We start from the raw sequence: 16823 nt of genomic DNA, 5'->3' as shown, positions 1-16823 counted from the left end.
ACATCTGTCCGAGAGCCAGCAGGATGAGCATCCAGGTCGCGCTGCATCACCGTACCAGCTACAGCTACGATCGCCTGATCAGCCTCGGTCCACAGACCATCCGGTTGCGTCCGGCCCCACACAGCCGCACCCCGGTTCTCAGCTATTCGCTGCGCATCGAGCCGCAGGACCACTTCATCAACTGGCAGCAGGACCCGCAGGGCAATTATCTCGCCCGCCTGGTCTTTCCGGAAAAGACCGACCGTTTCGAGGTGGTGGTCGACCTGGTCGCCGACATGGCGGTCATCAATCCCTTCGACTTCTTCCTCGAACCGGATGCCGAGCATTTCCCTTTCGAATACGACCACACGCTTGACCAGGAGCTGGCACCGTTCCAGCGCGTGGACCCGCCGGGCCGCCTGCTCAGCCAGTGGCTGGCTGCCGTGCCGCGCGAGCGCGCCCGCACCGTCGATTTTCTCGTCGGCCTGAACCAGCGGCTGGCCAGCGAAATCAAGTATCTCATCCGCATGGAGCCGGGGGTGCAGACCGCCGAGCAGACCCTGGAGATGAAAAGCGGATCCTGCCGCGACACCTCGTGGCTGCTGGTGCAGGCCCTGCGCCACCTCGGCTTCGCCACGCGTTTCGTTTCGGGCTATCTGATCCAGCTGGTGGCCGACGTGAAGCCGCTGGACGGCCCCGAAGGGCCGGCGGCGGATTTCACCGACCTGCATGCCTGGGTCGAGGTCTACCTGCCCGGCGCCGGCTGGATCGGCCTTGATCCCACCTCGGGCCTGATGGCCGGGGAGGGTCATATCCCGCTGGCAGCCACACCGGAACCGCAATCGGCAGCACCGATCTCGGGCGCGCTGGAGAAAGCGGAAGTCAGCTTCGACTACGACATGCGGGTTACGCGGTTCCGCGAGACGCCGCGGGTGACCAAGCCGATTTCCGACGAGAACTGGCAGAAGATGCTGGCGCTCGGGGACGCTGTCGATGCACGTCTGGTCACCGGCGACATGCGTCTGACCATGGGCGGCGAACCGACCTTCGTGTCGGTCGACGACATGGAGGGCGCCGAATGGAATACGGCCGCCCTCGGGCCGACCAAGCGGCTGCTGGCGGGCAAGCTGCTGCGGCGACTGGCTGATCGTTTCGCGCCGTCGCCGCTGCTTCATTATGGCCAGGGCAAATGGTATCCCGGTGAGCAGCTGCCGCGCTGGGCGCTGAGCTGTCACTGGCGCCGCGATGGCGAGCCGGTCTGGCGTGAGCGCGACCTGCTGGCCGCCGATGAGGATGCCGGTGATGGCGCCACTGACCGCGATGCCGACATCTTTGCCGCAACTCTGGCCGAACGCCTGCAGGTCGATCCGGGCTGTCGCATCCCCGGCTTCGAGGATATCTGGTATTACCTGTGGCGTGAACGCCGCCTGCCGGTGAATGTCGACCCTTTCCGGTCGCATCTGCAGGATCCAGAGGAACGCGCACGCCTCGCCCGCGTGTTCGAGCAGGGCCTCGACAGGGCAGTCGGTTATGCCCTGCCGCTGACCCGCGATTACAGCAGCGGCGTGCCGCGCTGGCGCTCCGGGCCATGGTTCTTCCGGCCGCAGACCATGTACCTGCTGCCCGGCGATTCGCCGATGGGTTTCCGCCTGCCGCTCGATTCTCTGCCCTGGGTGGCCGCCAAGGATTATCCGTATCAATATGCCGAAGACACCATGGCGGACCGGCCGCCCCTGCCACCGCATGCCGTGTTCCGCGAGGCGAACCGGCAGGTCGCCGACCGCATGCAGGCCTGGGCGCGCGGCCAGGGTGTGACCGGACAGCTTCGGCGCGAGCAGGCGCCGCTGCCGCCGGGCAGCCAGCAGTCCGATGCTTCCGTCACGCGTACCGCCATGTGCATCGAGCCGCGCGGCGGCCTGCTGCATGTCTTCATGCCACCGCTGCAGCAGGCGGAAGACTATCTCGATCTCGTCACCGCCATCGAGGACACGGCGGCGACGCTCGGCCGCAAGGTGGTGATCGAAGGCTATCTGCCGCCGCGCGATCCCCGCCTGCTGCATTTCAGCGTCACACCGGACCCGGGCGTGATCGAGGTGAACATCCACCCATCTGCCAGCTGGCGCGAACTGACCGAGCGCACCACGGTCCTGTACGACGAGGCACGGCAGACCCGGCTGGGTACCGAGAAATTCATGCTTGATGGCCGTCATGTCGGCACCGGCGGCGGCAATCACGTCGTCATGGGCGCCGCACAGCCGGCCGACAGCCCGTTCCTGCGCCGGCCCGACCTGGTGCGCAGCCTGGTCGGCTACTGGCAGAATCACCCGTCGCTGTCCTATCTGTTTTCCGGCCTGTTCATCGGTCCGACCTCGCAGCATCCGCGTGTCGACGAGGGCCGGGACGACGCTCTGGTCAACCTCGAGATCGCTTTCGAGCAGGCCAGCCGCAATCCGGATCCGCCCCTGTGGCTGGTCGACCGCATTTTCCGCAATGTGCTGGTCGATATCACAGGCAATACGCATCGTACGGAATTCTGCATCGACAAGCTGTATTCACCGGATGGCCCGACCGGCCGCCTCGGCCTTGTCGAGCTGCGTGCCTTCGAGATGCCGCCGGATGCGCGCATGAGCCTGGCCCAGCAATTGCTGCTGCGCGGCCTGCTGTCGGTATTCTGGGACAGGCCCTATACCCGCCGGCCGGTGCGCTGGGGCACGCGGCTGCATGACGAATTCCTGCTGCCGCATTTCTGCCTGCAGGATTTCCATGACGTGCTCGACGACCTGCAGGAAGCCGGACTGCCCTTCGAACGCGACTGGTTCGCCGCCCATGGCGAATTCCGCTTTCCGCAGATCGGCAGCTTTGCCGCGCGCGGGCTTGAGGTCGAACTGCGTCATGCACTGGAACCCTGGCATGTGCTGGGCGAGGAGGCGACCGGCAGCGGCACTGCACGCTATGTCGACAGCGCGGTCGAACGCCTGCAGATCAAGGTGCAGGGTCTGGTGGACGGCCGCCATGTGCTGGCCTGCAACGGCCGGGCCGTGCCGCTGCGGGCAACCGGCGTGCCGGGGGAGTATGTGGCCGGCATCCGCTACAAGGCCTGGTCACCGCCCAGTGCGCTGCATCCCACCATTGGCGTCCATACGCCGCTGACCATCGACCTGTTTGACGGCTGGAACGGCCGGTCGCTAGGGGGCTGCAGCTACCATGTGGCGCATCCGGGTGGCCGCAACTACGACACTTTCCCGGTCAACGGGAACGAGGCCGAGGCGCGCCGCCGGGCCCGGTTCTTCGCCATGGGCCACACACCCGGGCCAATGCCGGTGCCGGTGGCGCCGACCCGGCGCGAACAGCCGCTTACTCTCGATCTGCGAACCGGTTAAACTCGCATCCCGATTCGGATGCCGCCCATGAACTCGCCCCTGCAGGCCATGACTGCCCCGGCACCGGCCGCGCAACCGGCCTCCGCGCCGATGGTGCCGGTCGAGGAAGCCTATGATGAAATGGTCACCGGCCAGGGTGTGATCCGCGCTCACTGGCAGGGCCTGCTGGCGAGTCTGTCGACACTGGGCTCCAGCGGCCTCGCCGAACGCGCCCAGCGGGCCCGCCAGTATCTCGAGGATGAGGGCGTCACCTACAATCTCTATGAGTTGCCGGGCGATACCGGTGCGGCCAGCGAGATCGTGCCGCCCCTGCCGGAACAGCGGCCCTGGCGCCTCGATCCGGTTCCGGTGCTGCTGTCCGCCGAGGAGTGGAGCCATATCGAGGCCGGGCTGATCCAGCGTGCGACCCTGCTCGATCTGGTCCTGCGGGACTTGTACGGGCCGATGCGGTTGCTGGCCGAGCGGCGGATTCCGCCGGCGCTGGTCTTCGGGCATCAGGAGTTTCTCCGCCCGGCCTGCCGCACGGACGGCGAGATGCCGGGGCGTATGCTGCAGCATTATGCCGCCGAGCTGGTGCGCGGCCCGGACGGCATCTGGCGGGTGATAGCCGACCGCACCCAGGCCCCGGCCGGGGCCGGTTATGCCCTGCAGAACCGGCGCGTGATGTCGCGCGTGATGGGCCAGGCGCTGCGGCAATGCCGGGTGCGGCCGCTGAACACCCATTTCGAATACTGGCAGGCCGATCTTGCGGCGCGTGCGCCATCGGGGCCGGACAATCCGAAGGTCGTCCTGCTGACGCCGGGGCCATATAACGAGGCCTATTTCGAGCATATCTATCTGGCGCGCGAACTGGGCGCGACGCTGGTCGAGGGCGCCGATCTTGCCATGCGCGACGGCAAGGTCTTCATCAAGACGCTGGCCGGTCTCGAACAGGTCGACGTGGTGCTGCGCCGCATGGATGGCGAATGGTGCGATCCGCTGGAACTGCGTGCGGATTCCGCCCTCGGGGTTGCCGGCCTGATGCAGGCGGCCCGTGAGGGGCATGTCGCGATCTGCAATGCGATCGGCAGCGGTCTGGTCGGCGCGCCGGGACTGCAGGCCTTCCTGCCGAACCTGGCCGAGCATCTCCTGGGGGCGCGGCTGCTGCTGCCATCCATCGCCACCTGGTGGAGCGGCCAGGCTTATGCTCTGGCCGAAATCGAGCAGCGTTTCGACAATCTGGTCGTGCGCAATGCCCACGACCTGCGCAACCAGCCTGTTGTGGTGGGCGACCTGCAGGACGACCAGCGTGCAGCGCTGCTGGCGCGCATCCGGGCGCGGCCGGCGGATTTTGTGGCGCAGGAACGCATTGTTCCCTCGGTGGCGCCCGGGCTGGGTGAACAGGGCCTGGAACCGCAATCGATTCTCTTGCGGGTGCAGGTGGTGGCGGATGGCGATGGGTATGTCGTGCTGCCCGGCGGCATGGCGCGCGTCCCGGAGAAAAACGATCCCTTCGGCGCCACCCTGCAGCGCGGCGGCGTCAACAAGGATGTCTGGGTGGTGGCGCAGGAGCAGGCGCCGACCGTGATCCGTGGCAGCAGCCAGCGCCAGCGGCTGGCATTGCGGCGCTCGTCGGGCACGCTGCAGAGCCGCGTTGCCGAAGACCTGTTCTGGCTCGGCCGCAGTGTTGAGCGGCTGGACGATGGCGCCCGGCTGCTGCGCGCGGTGCTGTCGCGGCTGGTCGGCGAGTTTTCCACCGCACGCGATCTGGTGGAAATGGCCGTTCTGGCCCGGGCGCTGGCCCGCTGCGGCATCATCGACCAGAAGGATGCGGCGGCGCCGCCGGACACGTTGTCCTTTGCCAATGCGATCACGCGCAGCTGCGCGCCGAACCAGCTGATGGGACAGACGCTGGACAGCATCGAAAGACTGGCGGCGGTTTCGCGTCACCGTCTGTCGGCGGATATGTGGCGCATGTTCAACCACCTGATGGGGGAATTGCATATCAGCCGGCCGGTCGCTGCCGGCGATGCCGATGCCATGCTGGAATTCTGCGACCAGATGATCCGCGCCACGGCGGCGATTGCGGGCATGCTATCGGAGCATATGACGCGGGGATCGGGCTGGCGCTTCCTTGATGCCGGCCGCCGGCTCGAGCGCGGCATCTTCATCGGCCGCACGGTTTCCGCGGCGACCACGGCGCTCGGCGGCAACCCGGACAGCGCCTTCCGGATTGCGCTTGAGATCAACGATTCCAGCCTGACCTACCGGCGGCGCTACCGTTCGACCCTGCAGGCGGCGGCGGTATTCGACCTTCTGCTGCTGGATGTCAGCAACCCGCATGCGCTGGCGTTCCAGCTCAGGACGATGGCCCAGCATCTCGACGCCCTGCCCAATCCTGAGGCGCCGCCGCGTGGCGCCGACTGCATTGCCCTGGCCCAGCCTTTTGCCGATCTGGTGGCGAAGTTCGACCGCGACGAGATTGCACCCGAGGAATTCGCCCAGCTGGCTACCCGCCTGCGCGGCAGCCTGGATGCGGCCTGCCAGGCGATGATGGATGTGTCGGATCAACTGACGCGCAGCTATTTCAGCCATGTGCAGATGGCGCGCGCCTTCGGCTTCGGACTCTGACCATGCGCTACCGGCTGCGGCATACCACCTCCTATACCTACTCCTGGGCGGTCGATATTTCGCATCACATGCTGCATCTGGCGCTGCCGGAACTGCCGCGCCAGCGGGTCAAGGCCTGTCTGGTGACGACCAATCCGCAGGCCGGCCGGCTGGCGGCGCAGATCGACCATTTCGGCAACCGGGTCGCACACCTGACCATCGAGGCACCGCATACCCGCTTCGATGTCGAGCTGCGTGCCGAGGTCGAGGTCGATGCCTATCAGGCGCCCGATGCGGCGACGACGCCGGCCTGGGAAACGCTGCGGGATGCCCTGGCCGGGGACGGGTTTCCGGAGTTCATGGCCGAGAGCGAATTCGCCCAGATATCGCCGCTGACCGCCGGCACGCCGGAGATGATTGCCTATGCCCGCGAGAGCTTCACGCCGGGCCGGCCGGTTCTGGATGCGGCCCGCGACCTGACCATGCGCATTTTCCAGGATTTCCGTTACGACCCGACGGCCACCGATGTCTCGACGCCGGTGGCCTCGGTGATGGAGGCGCGGGCCGGTGTCTGTCAGGATTTCGCCCATGTCGAGATCGCCATGCTGCGCGGCCTCGGTCTCGCGGCCCGCTATGTCTCCGGCTATATCCGTACCCTGCGGCCGGCCACCGAGGCGGCGCCGGCGGACAAGAAGCCGGCGGAAGGTTTGCGCGGGGCCGATGCCAGCCATGCCTGGCTGTCGGTCTGGTGCGGCGCTGCGACCGGCTGGGTCGATCTCGATCCCACCAACAACCTGATCTGCTCCGACGAGCATGTCACCGCCGCGTATGGCCGCGATTACGGCGATATCAGCCCGGTGCGCGGCGTGGTGCTGGGCGGCGGCCCGCACCGGATCGGGGTGGCCGTCGAGCTGGTGCCGCTGCCCTAGTCCGGCCTGTGGCTGTCTGCCCGGGGGATGGGCAGCCCGCAGGCAGGTCGCCCGCTTCTTGCGCAAGCGGATGGCGAAAATCGGCCGGAAATGACCAATGCGCCAAGGATCGGGCTTGGCATGAAACCTGCTTTACAGAAAGCAGCATTCCGGTGCCGAGGCGCATCGGGCTGCGAGACCCGGCTCTTTTCCGCCGGGTGGCGAGACGGACACTTGCGCCGGCCGCAACGGTTCCCACCGTTGCTGCCGGCGTTTTTTTCGATCCTCCGGTTCCGGACCCCGGCTGGCGGCCCCGGCGGCGAGCGGCTAGGCTCTGCCGGCAATCAGTCCTGAGGAAACCCCATGAAGCTCTATTTTTCCCCGACCTCGCCCTATGTCCGCAAGGTCACGGTTATGGCCCTGGAAACCAACCTCGACAGCCGCATCGAGCGCATTCCGGCCGCGACCACCCCGATCGAGCCCAATGCCGCCGTCGCGGCCGCCAACCCGCTGGCCAAGGTGCCGGCCCTGGTCACTGATGGCGGCGAGATTCTCTTCGACAGCCGGGTGATCTGCGAATATCTCGACAGTCTGCATCAGGGGGCGAAGTTCTTTCCTGCCGATGCGGCGCGCTGGAGCGTGCTGCGCCAGCAGGCACTGGGCGATGGCCTGCTTGATGCAGCCCTGCTGGTGCGGTACGAGAGCTTCCTGCGTCCCGAAGACAGGCGCTGGCCGCAATGGGCGGATGGCCAGTCGGGCAAGATGCACGGTGCCCTGGCCGAGATCGAGAAACTGGCGCCGGGCTTCGGTGACCGCGTTGATATCGGCACCGTGACCATCGCCTGCGCGCTGGGCTATCTCGATTTCCGCTACGACCATCTGAACTGGCGCGGCAGCCACCCGCAGACTGCGGCCTGGGCCGACCGGTTCTTCGCCCGGCCGTCGCTGAAGGCCACCATCCCGGCCTGACCGCGATGGACTCGGCGCCACAGCCCTGGACCGTCGACCGCCGCGTCCTGCGGCTGCTGGATTACTGGCGCATACGCCAACCGGCCGCAGGCCGGCTGCCTGCCCGCGCGGATATCGATCCGGTCGCGCTCGGTCCTGACCTGCTGCCGTATATGGCGCTGGTCGATGTGATCGATGCCGGCGGCGACAAGGCTTTCCGGTTCCGGCTGGTCGGCACCATGCTGGCGGAACAGGCGGGGCTTGACCTGACCGGACACCGGATCGACGAGCTGAATCCCAACCGCAGCTATGCCGCCTATATCAACGGACTGTACCAGCAGTCGCTGGCGTCGCGACGGCCGGTCTATTCGGAAACCGGCTATCGTGCGCTCAGCGGCCGGCGGGGACTGACCCGCCGGCTGATCTGTCCGCTGGCGGCGGACGGTCTCGTGCCGGACATGTTCGTCGCCATACAGGTCTTCGAGACGGACACCGCCTTCGGCGATGCGCCCACCTACACCCATGCCAAGGATTTCATCCCCGGCCCGACCCTGGTCGTGCCGTGACCGGCTATGCCGCCAGCGCGCGGCGCCGGTCCTCGACCACGCGGTCGGCCAGCTTGCCGGCCAGTTCCTGCAGGTGATCGAAACAGCTGGTGAAGCCGCCGACCCCCATGGTCGCCGAACGCAGCTCGACAGCCAGATCGCGCATTTCCGCCTCGGGCATGTAGCAGTCGATCTGGTCCCAGCCGGGCCAGCCCTCGCGCGCCGCCATGCCGAGAATCTGGCCGCGTCGCGCCGAGACGATGGCATGCACCTTGGCAGTATATTCGTTCGGCACGGTGAAGCTGACGGCCTGGATCGGCTCCAGCAGGACCGGCGCGCATTCCGGCAGGCCTTCGCTCATGGCGATGCTGCCGGCAGTGCGGAAGGCCTGATCCGATGAATCGACCGAATGGAACTGCCCGTCGGTCAGGGTCACCATCACGTCGATGACAGGAAACCCGAGCGGGCCGCGTTGCAGCGAATCCTGCACGCCCTCGTCGACGGCGGGAATGAAGTTCTTGGGGATGGCGCCGCCGACGATGCGGTTGACGAAGCTGTAGCCGGTACCGCGCGGCAGCGGCGCGATGTCGATCTTGATGTCGGCGAACTGGCCATGACCGCCGGACTGCCGCTTGAACCGCGCATGCTGGTGAGCGCCGTGGCGGATGGTTTCGCGGTAGGCGGTGAACGGCAGGCCGGTGCGCACGCCGACATTGAAGCGCTGCTGCAGCTTGTCGATGGCCAGTTTGAGGTGAATCTCGCCCTGGCCGCGCAGCAGCAGCTGGTTGTCGGTCTGATCGATCACCAGGCTCGGATCCTCGTCGCGCAGACGGGCCAGCGCGGCAGTCAGTTTCACCTCGTCCTTGCGATCGGTCGGCGTCAGGGCCACGGCATGCACGGGTGCGGCCGGCATCGGCCAGTCGGCAACCGGCATGCCGTGGCCATCGACATCAAGCTGCATGCCGGTGGCGATGTCGTCGAGCCGGCCGAAGGCCACCACATCGCCGGCCGTGGCCTGGCCGGCCCGTTCGACGGCGGCACCCTGCAGGCGGTACAGCCCGGCCAGGCGCCGGCTGCCGAACTGGGTATTCTCGGCGATGCTGCCCTGCCAGAGGCGGGCGATGCTCAGCTTGCCGGTATGCGGCTGGTGCAGGGTCTTGAACACGGTGGCGGACAGCGTATCGCCCGTGGCCAGCCCGAGCCGCGTGGCGGTTTCCGCCGGCTGCGGTGTTTCATGCCGCAGGGCCTTCCACAGCCGCATCACCCCGTTGCCATGTTCGGCCGAGCCGAAGAAGACCGGCACGATCAGGTCGCCGGCCAGATCCTTGCGCAGCTGGGCGTATATGTCGGCCGGGCCAGGCACGCTGTCCTCCAGCAGCTGTTCCAGCAGGGCATCGTCGAAATCGGCAATGGTTTCCAGCAGCTGCTGGCGGGCCTCGCTCTCACGCGGCTGCAGTTCGGTCGGCATGCCGATCAGGTCGGAGGCGGCATTCTCGCGCCAGCGATAGGCGCGTTCGCTGACCAGGTCGACATAGCCGGTGACCGTTTCGCCGTCGCGGATCGGCACCTCGCGCAGTACCAGCGGCCGGTCCGAGACCTGCTGCAGCACGGCCAGCAGGTCGCGCATGCGGATATCGGTCCGGTCCAGCTTGTTGACGAACAGCAGATGCGGGATGCGGCGCGCGTCGAGAAATTTCAGCAGCGGGGCAAGCACGACGGCACGCGCCGGATCCGGCTCGGCGACGACGATGGCGATATCGGCAACCATCAGGGCAGCGAGGGCTTCCTGCGCCAGTTCGACCGAACCCGGGCAGTCGAGGAATACCCATGGATCGTCGAGAAACCGGCAGCCGGCGATGTTGGGCTCGATGGTCATCTGGCGGCTGCGTGCCTCGGGCGCGGCATCGCCGAGGCTGGTGCCGGCGGCAACGCTGCCCTTGCGCGGCAGGGCGTCGGCGGCAAACAGCAGGGCTTCCAGCAGACTGGTCTTGCCGGCCGTGTAGGGGCCGACCAGGGCCGCCACCCGGGCGGCAGACGGTTGTCTCGCGGTCATGGCTTGTCCTCCCTCTGGCGCAGCGGGGCTGCGCGGTGGTGTCCGGCCCGGGGGCCGGCGAGAAAGCGGTCTGGACAGGCTGTCGCGACGGTCGGTTCTGACGCCGAACTGCGCGGCGGGCTCACTCAACCTGCCGACAGGATTCCATAGCGCCGCCGGCCCGAACAGAGGGGTTTTGTGACTTTATCGTGCCGCGTACGGAGCGAGGGCTTGTTATTTTAGTAACAGCTAATATCTGTGAGGGAGACCTGATCCGGCCGCTGTCCGGCCGAGGGATACGACCATGAGCGAAGCGTTGCATATTGCCTGCCCCCATTGCAGCAGCCTGAACCGGGTGCCGGCCGACCGGCTGTCGGATGGCGGCAAATGCGGGCGCTGCGGCCAGCCGCTTTTTGCCGGCCGGCCACTGGCGCTGACCGCACAGAATTTCGAGCGCCATGCCGGCAGCGACCTGCCGTTGCTGGTGGATTTCTGGGCCGCCTGGTGCGGTCCCTGCCGGATGATGGCGCCGGTGATCGACACAGCCGCGCAGGAATTCGAGCCGCGGCTGCGGGTGGCCAAGCTGGATACCGAGGCCGAGCAGGGGCTGGCGGCCAGGTTCGGCATCCGCTCGATCCCGACCCTGATGCTGCTCCGCAAGGGACGCGAAGTTGCCCGCACCGCCGGTGCCATGCCAATGCCGCAGCTGAAGGCCTGGCTCGGGCAGGCGCTGTCGGCCTAGGCGTCAGAGCGGCCAGAACACCGGCAGCAGCAGCATGGCGACGCCGAACACGACGATTTCCAGCGGCAGGCCCATGCGCCAGTAGTCGCTGAAGCGATAGCCGCCGGGGCCCATCACCAGCAGGTTGTTCTGGTGGCCGATCGGGGTGAGGAAGGCGCAGGAGGCGCCGATTGCCACCGCCATCAGGAAGGCATCGGGGCTGACCTGCAGGCGCTGGGCGATATCGATGCCCAGCGGCGCCATCAGCAGCGCGGTCGCGGCATTGTTGACGATATCGGAAACCAGCATGGTGACCACCAGCACCAGGGCGAGAATCCATAACGGCGACAGGTCGCCGGACAGGCCGACCAGAAGGTCGGCGATCAGTTTCGTCGTGCCCGTCTTGTCGAAGGCGTCGCCCACCGGCATCATGGCGGCCAGCAGCACCAGCACCGAGCCATCCACGGCATCATAGGCCTCGCGCAGGCGGATGCGGCCGCTGACCATCAGTACAACGGCTGCCGCTGCCAGGCAGATGGCGGCCGGTGCCAGGCCGAATGCCAGTGCCAGCAGGGCCAGAAACACGATGCCGATGGTAACGAAGGCGCCGGGCCGGGGGCCGATGGTAAGATCGCGGGTGGCGAGCGGCAGCAGGCCAAGCCGGCCGACCGCATCGTCGATGCGGTCGCCTTCACCCTGCAGCAGCAGCACGTCGCCGGGGCTGAATCGCCAGTTCTTCAGGCCGCGGAAACGCCGCACGCCCTCGCGCGCGACGCCGAGAAGATTGACCAGATAGCGCTGGCGCAGCCGCACTTCGGCCGGGGTCAGGCCTTCGATCAGGCCATAGGGGCGCACCACCGCCTCGATCAGCTTCAGGTCGCCGGCGCGGGCATCCTCGATGACCTCGTTGTCGGGCTGGAACAGGGACAGGTCCAGCGCCTTGACCATTTCGCCGACATCGTCCGGCGCGGCTTCGATCAGCAGGGTGTCGCCGGCGCGCACCGGGGTCCACTGGGCGGCACTCGGGATGGTCACGTCGCCGCGTTTCAGCCCCAGCAGGGTGGCGTCATGCTCGTCCAGTTTCGTCGTTGTCTCGCGCAGCGGCTTGCCGGCCAGCGGCGATTCGTCGCCGACACGGGCCTCCAGCAGGTATTCCTGGACGCCTTCGTGCCCGCCGCCGTTTCTGGCCGCCACCCGCTGCGGCACCAGCCGCCAGCCGATCAGCGCGATGAAGGCAATGCCGGCAATGGATACGGCGATGCCGACCGGGGCGAAATCGAACAGATGGAAGGCCTCGCCCAGCCGGTCGGCGCGCACCGTGGCGATGATCACGTTGGGCGGGGTGCCGATCAGGGTGATCAGGCCGCCCAGCATGGAGATGAAGGACAGCGGCATCAGCGTCAGGCTGGGTGAGGCCTGGGCCGAGCGGCTGACGGCAATCGCCACCGGCATCATCAGGGCCAGCGCGGCCACGTTGTTCATCACCGAGGAAGCCAGGGCCGCCGGCAGGCCGAGCAGCACAATCAGCAGGAAGGGATGCTTTGCCCGTGCGGCCAGCCGCGAGGCGACATTGTCGAGAATGCCGGTGGCGGCGATGGCGCGGCTGACGACGAGGGCGGCGGCCACGGTGATCACGGCGGGATGGCCGAAACCGGCAAATGTCTGGTCGAACGGCACCAGGCCCAGGATCACGGCCACCAGCAGGACCAGCAGGGCCACCAGGTCATGGCGCAGCCGGCCCGATGCAAACAGGACCAGGGCGACCAGCAGCAGGATGAGAATCTCAATCTGGGGAAGGGTCATGGCCGGAGCGTATTCAAAACCGCGGGAGGCGTCCAACGCCGCGCAGCCGGCCTGTGCATAACCCGGTACGGACGATTCGCCGGCCGCGCCGGTCGGGGCCTGCCGGTTTCTTGACCATTTGGACAACATCTGGGCGCATCCGTCTCCCCGATCCGCGGATTGCGCGGCATTTCCCCGACGCCAGCTTGGCAGCCGCCGGATGAATGCTCTAACCTGTCGGCGAGACAGACGGGGCGGGCTGAACGCACAATGATCGACGCTGAAGCGCTGGATCGCAGAATCCGCGCCGGACGAACCGGCCATGCGCACTGACACCGACAGCATTGCCAGGGATGTGGCGGCGGTTCCGCTGCTGGAAACCCATGGCCTGGTGAAGCGGTTCGGTGCGCTGGTGGCCAACGACCACATCGATCTTGCCGTGCGACCGGGCGAAATCCATGCACTGCTCGGCGAGAACGGTGCCGGCAAATCCACCCTGGTGAAGATGCTCTACGGACTGCTGCAGCCCGATGCCGGCCAGATTCTCTGGCAGGGTGATCCGGCGCCGGCGGCCGAACCGCGTGCGGCCCGGCAGCGTGGCATCGGCATGGTGTTCCAGCATTTCTCGCTGTTCGAGGCAATGACGGTGGCGGAGAATGTGGCGCTTGGCCTCGACGATGCCCCGCGCGATGCGCGGGTGCTGGCGAAGCGGATTCGCGATGTCTCGGCGGCCTATGGCCTGCCGCTCGATCCCGCCCGCTACGTGCACGACCTATCGGTCGGTGAACGCCAGCGCATCGAGATCGTGCGCTGCCTGTTGCAGGCACCGCGCCTGCTGATCATGGACGAGCCAACCTCGGTGCTGACCCCTCAGGAGGTGGATCGCCTGTTTGCCACCCTGCGCCAGCTAGCTGCCGAGGGCTGTGCCATCCTCTATATCTCGCACAAGCTGGAGGAAATCCGCAGCCTGTGCGACCGGGCCACGATCCTGCGTGGCGGGCGGGTTGTCGCCGCCTGCGATCCGCAGGCAGAAACCGCCCGCAGCCTGGCCGCGCTGATGGTCGGATCGGAATTCCGCACTGCCGAACGGCGGGCGGCCGATGCCGGTGGGGATGCCGGTGCGGATGCCGGCGCGCCGCGGCTGGAGGTGGCCGGCCTGTCGCTGGCCGCCGAGGCGGCCCATGGGGTCGGTATCGCCGATGTCAGCTTTGCCGTTGCAGCCGGCGAGATTCTCGGCATCGCCGGCGTTGCCGGCAACGGCCAGGGTGAATTGCTGGCGGCGCTGGCTGGCGAGCGGCTGTCCGACACGGCGGCCAGCCTGCGCATCAATGGCGAGCCGGCCGGACGGCTCGGGCCATCCCGGCGCCGGCGTCTCGGCCTTGGCATCGTGCCGGAAGAGCGCAACGGCCATGGCGCGGTGCCGGAACTGTCGCTGGCCGACAATGTGCTGCTGACGGCACGCGACCGGCTGGGCATGGTGGCGCGCGGTTTCCTGGATCGTCCGGCGGCGCGTCGGTATGCAGAGAAGGTGATCGCCGCCTTCGACGTGCGCTGCAAGGGACCGGAGGCGCCGGCAGGCAGCCTGTCCGGCGGCAACCTGCAGAAATTCATCATCGGCCGGGAAATCCTGCAGGAACCTGACGTGCTGGTGGTCGCGCAGCCGACCTGGGGCATCGATGCCGCGGCGGTCGCCACCGTGCAGCAGGCCCTGCTTGATCTGGCCGCGCGCGGCTGTGCCGTGGTGGTAATCTCGCAGGACCTTGACGAATTGCTGGCTTTGTCGGACCGCATTGCCGTGATTCATGGCGGCCGGCTGTCGGCGCCGCGCCCGACCGTCAGCCTGACGGTCGACGAGATCGGCCTGCTGATGGGCGGTGCATCCGTGGCGGCGGTGCATTGATGGCCATCCGCATCGAAAAACGCGCCGCTGCCTCGCTGCCGCTGCTTTATGCCACACCGCTGCTGGCGCTTGGCCTCACGCTGCTGGCCGGGGTGGTGCTGTTTCTGGCGCTGGGTGTCGATGCCGGAGCCGCGCTGTATCACATCTTCATCGAACCCTTCGAAACGCTGAGCAGCATTGGCGAGGTGCTCATCAAGGCGGCGCCGCTGGTGATGATCGGCATCGGGCTGGCCATCGGTTTCCGCGCCAATGTGTGGAATATCGGTGCCGAGGGGCAGCTCACCCTGGGCGCAGTCGCTTCCGGCGGCGTGGCGCTGGCCTTCTGGCACGAAACCGGCGTCTGGATATTTCCGCTGATGGTGCTGGCCGGCATTCTCGGCGGCATGGCCTGGGCGGCCATTCCGGCTTTCCTCAAGGCGCGCTTCAACGTCAACGAGATCCTGACCAGTCTGATGCTGACCTATGTGGCGGCGCTGTTCCTCTCCACGCTGGTCTACGGCCCGTGGAAGGATCCGCAGGGTTTCAATTTCCCGCAATCGCGCATGTTCAACGACTCCGAGACCCTGAGCCTGCTGGTGGAGGGGACCCGCATCCATGCCGGCGTGCCGGCCGCCATCGTCATCGCGCTGCTGGCCTATGTGCTGCTCGAGCGCACGGTCACCGGTTTCGAAATCCGCGTCGCCGGGCTGGCGCCGGCGGCCGCGCGCCATGCCGGCTTCCGCGAGAACCGGCTGGTCTGGCTGTCCTTCCTGGTCTCCGGCGGCCTGGCCGGCCTGGCCGGCACCCTGGAAGTGGCCGGCCCGATCGGCCAGCTGGTGCCGGTGATCACGCCGGGCTACGGCTTCACCGCGATCATCGTGGCGTTTCTCGGCCGGCTGCATCCGATCGGCATCCTGGCATCCGGCCTGCTGATGGCCCTGACCTATGTCGGTGGCGAGAATGCGCAGATCGCGGTCGGCCTGCCGCGGGCCGCCACCGGCATGTTCCAGGGGCTGCTGCTGTTTTTCCTGCTGGCGACCGATTTCCTCGCCCGCTACCGTGTCCGTATTGCCGCCCGCGCGGAGGCCCGCCCATGACCGCCGACCTGCTGGTGCCGATGTTCGTGACCGTGATCGGGGCGGCAACGCCGCTGCTGTTCGCGGCGCTGGGCGAGCTGGTCACCGAGCGCTCCGGCGTGCTCAATCTCGGGGTCGAGGGCATGATGCTGGCCGGTGCGGTCACCGGCTTCGGCACCGTGGTCGCCACCGGTAGTCACACGCTGGGCATGGTGGCGGCCGCAGTGGCGGGCGCCGGCATGGCTCTGCTGTTTGCCGTCCTCACCCTCAGCCTGCTGGCCAACCAGGTGGCGACCGGACTGGCGCTGACCATTTTCGGGATCGGGCTCAGTGCCCTGATCGGTGCCCGTTATGTCGGTACGCCGATCCCGGCGATGCCGAAACTCGACCTGCCGGGATTCACCGATCTGCCGGTACTGGGGCCGATCCTGTTCGGTCAGGATGCCCTGGTCTACCTGTCACTGGCGGCCACCGCCGGGGTTGCCTGGTTCCTGTCGCGCAGCCGTGCCGGCCGCATCCTGCGGGCCTGCGGCGAATCCGATATTTCGGCCCACTCGATCGGCTATCACGTGATCCGCATCCGCTATCTCGCCGTCCTGTTCGGCGGCGCGCTCAGCGGATTGGGCGGCGCCTGCCTGTCGCTGTCGGTGACACCGATGTGGATCGAGGGCATGACCGCGGGCCGCGGCTGGATCGCGCTGGCGCTGGTCGCCTTCGCCTCGTGGCGGCCGGGCCGGCTGCTGGCCGGTGCCTACCTGTTCGGCGGCGTGACCATCATCCAGCTCTATCTGCAGGGCTCCGGCCTCGTGCAGATTCCGGCCCAGGTGATGAACATGCTGCCGTATCTTGCCACCATTGCGCTGCTGACGGTGATCGCCGGCGGCGCGTGGCGCGGCCGGCTCGATGCGCCGGCCTGTCTCGGCAAGCCTTTCAGTCCGCCCAGCTGACCAAAGTTTCCGGACCCGAATTGCATCAGCAAAGGAG

11 protein-coding genes are annotated in these 16823 nt (G+C 67.6%); 9 read left to right on the top strand and 2 right to left on the bottom strand.

Annotated elements, in window-relative coordinates; all coding sequences use genetic code 11:
- Positions 1-23: 23 nt before the first annotated feature.
- From ACEQZY_RS10105 to ACEQZY_RS10085, 5 genes are all read left to right on the top strand, one after another.
- On the top strand, positions 24-3359 hold the full coding sequence (locus tag ACEQZY_RS10105) for a DUF2126 domain-containing protein (RefSeq protein WP_370153987.1): 3336 nt from the start codon (positions 24-26) through the stop codon (positions 3357-3359).
- A 27-nt stretch (positions 3360-3386) separates the two neighbouring features.
- Positions 3387-5969 (top strand): circularly permuted type 2 ATP-grasp protein, encoded by a 2583-nt coding sequence (locus tag ACEQZY_RS10100; RefSeq protein ID WP_370153985.1) that lies wholly within the window; start codon positions 3387-3389, stop codon positions 5967-5969.
- A gap of 2 nt (positions 5970-5971) precedes the next feature.
- Positions 5972-6877 carry a transglutaminase family protein gene (locus tag ACEQZY_RS10095; RefSeq protein ID WP_341702472.1) on the top strand — a complete coding sequence of 302 codons (906 nt, stop codon included), beginning with the start codon at positions 5972-5974 and terminating at the stop codon, positions 6875-6877.
- Positions 6878-7219: 342 nt separating this feature from the next.
- Positions 7220-7825, top strand: a complete 606-nt coding sequence (locus ACEQZY_RS10090; protein ID WP_341702473.1) for a glutathione S-transferase family protein — start codon at positions 7220-7222, stop codon at positions 7823-7825.
- A 5-nt stretch (positions 7826-7830) separates the two neighbouring features.
- Positions 7831-8370: a PAS domain-containing protein gene (locus tag ACEQZY_RS10085; RefSeq protein WP_341702474.1), complete on the top strand. Its 540-nt coding sequence runs from the start codon at positions 7831-7833 to the stop codon at positions 8368-8370.
- A 4-nt stretch (positions 8371-8374) separates the two neighbouring features.
- Here the strand turns inward: ACEQZY_RS10085 and ACEQZY_RS10080 are convergent, their stop codons facing one another.
- Positions 8375-10402, bottom strand: coding sequence for an elongation factor G (locus ACEQZY_RS10080; RefSeq protein ID WP_370153983.1), 2028 nt, complete (start codon positions 10400-10402; stop codon positions 8375-8377).
- Between the two features lie 283 nt (positions 10403-10685).
- On the opposite strand from ACEQZY_RS10080, the gene trxC reads away from it, so the two are divergent.
- Entirely contained in the window at positions 10686-11123 is a 438-nt protein-coding gene (gene trxC, locus ACEQZY_RS10075; RefSeq protein ID WP_341702476.1) for a thioredoxin TrxC, read from the top strand.
- Positions 11124-11126: 3 nt separating this feature from the next.
- On the opposite strand, the gene ACEQZY_RS10070 is transcribed toward trxC, so the two are convergent.
- A complete protein-coding gene (locus ACEQZY_RS10070) occupies positions 11127-12905 on the bottom strand; it encodes an SLC13 family permease (RefSeq protein WP_341702477.1) in 1779 nt (592 codons plus the stop codon).
- Positions 12906-13206: 301 nt separating this feature from the next.
- On the opposite strand from ACEQZY_RS10070, the gene ACEQZY_RS10065 reads away from it, so the two are divergent.
- From ACEQZY_RS10065 to ACEQZY_RS10055, 3 genes are read left to right on the top strand one after another with little or no spacing between them, the layout of a single operon-like run.
- Entirely contained in the window at positions 13207-14784 is a 1578-nt protein-coding gene (locus ACEQZY_RS10065; protein ID WP_370153980.1) for an ABC transporter ATP-binding protein, read from the top strand.
- Entirely contained in the window at positions 14784-15860 is a 1077-nt protein-coding gene (locus ACEQZY_RS10060) for an ABC transporter permease (RefSeq protein WP_341702479.1), read from the top strand. The genes ACEQZY_RS10065 and ACEQZY_RS10060 overlap by 1 nt, the downstream gene beginning before the upstream one ends.
- The gene (locus ACEQZY_RS10055) at positions 15857-16786 is read left to right on the top strand and encodes an ABC transporter permease (protein WP_341702480.1); all 930 of its coding nucleotides are present in this window, start codon (positions 15857-15859) and stop codon (positions 16784-16786) included. The genes ACEQZY_RS10060 and ACEQZY_RS10055 overlap by 4 nt, the downstream gene beginning before the upstream one ends.
- The last annotated feature ends 37 nt before the right edge of the window (positions 16787-16823 follow it).

Origin of the sequence: Ferrovibrio sp., assembly GCF_964218355.1 — a bacterium.
GTDB lineage: Bacteria > Pseudomonadota > Alphaproteobacteria > Ferrovibrionales > Ferrovibrionaceae > Ferrovibrio.
This window is presented reverse-complemented; position numbering and strand designations above follow the sequence as displayed.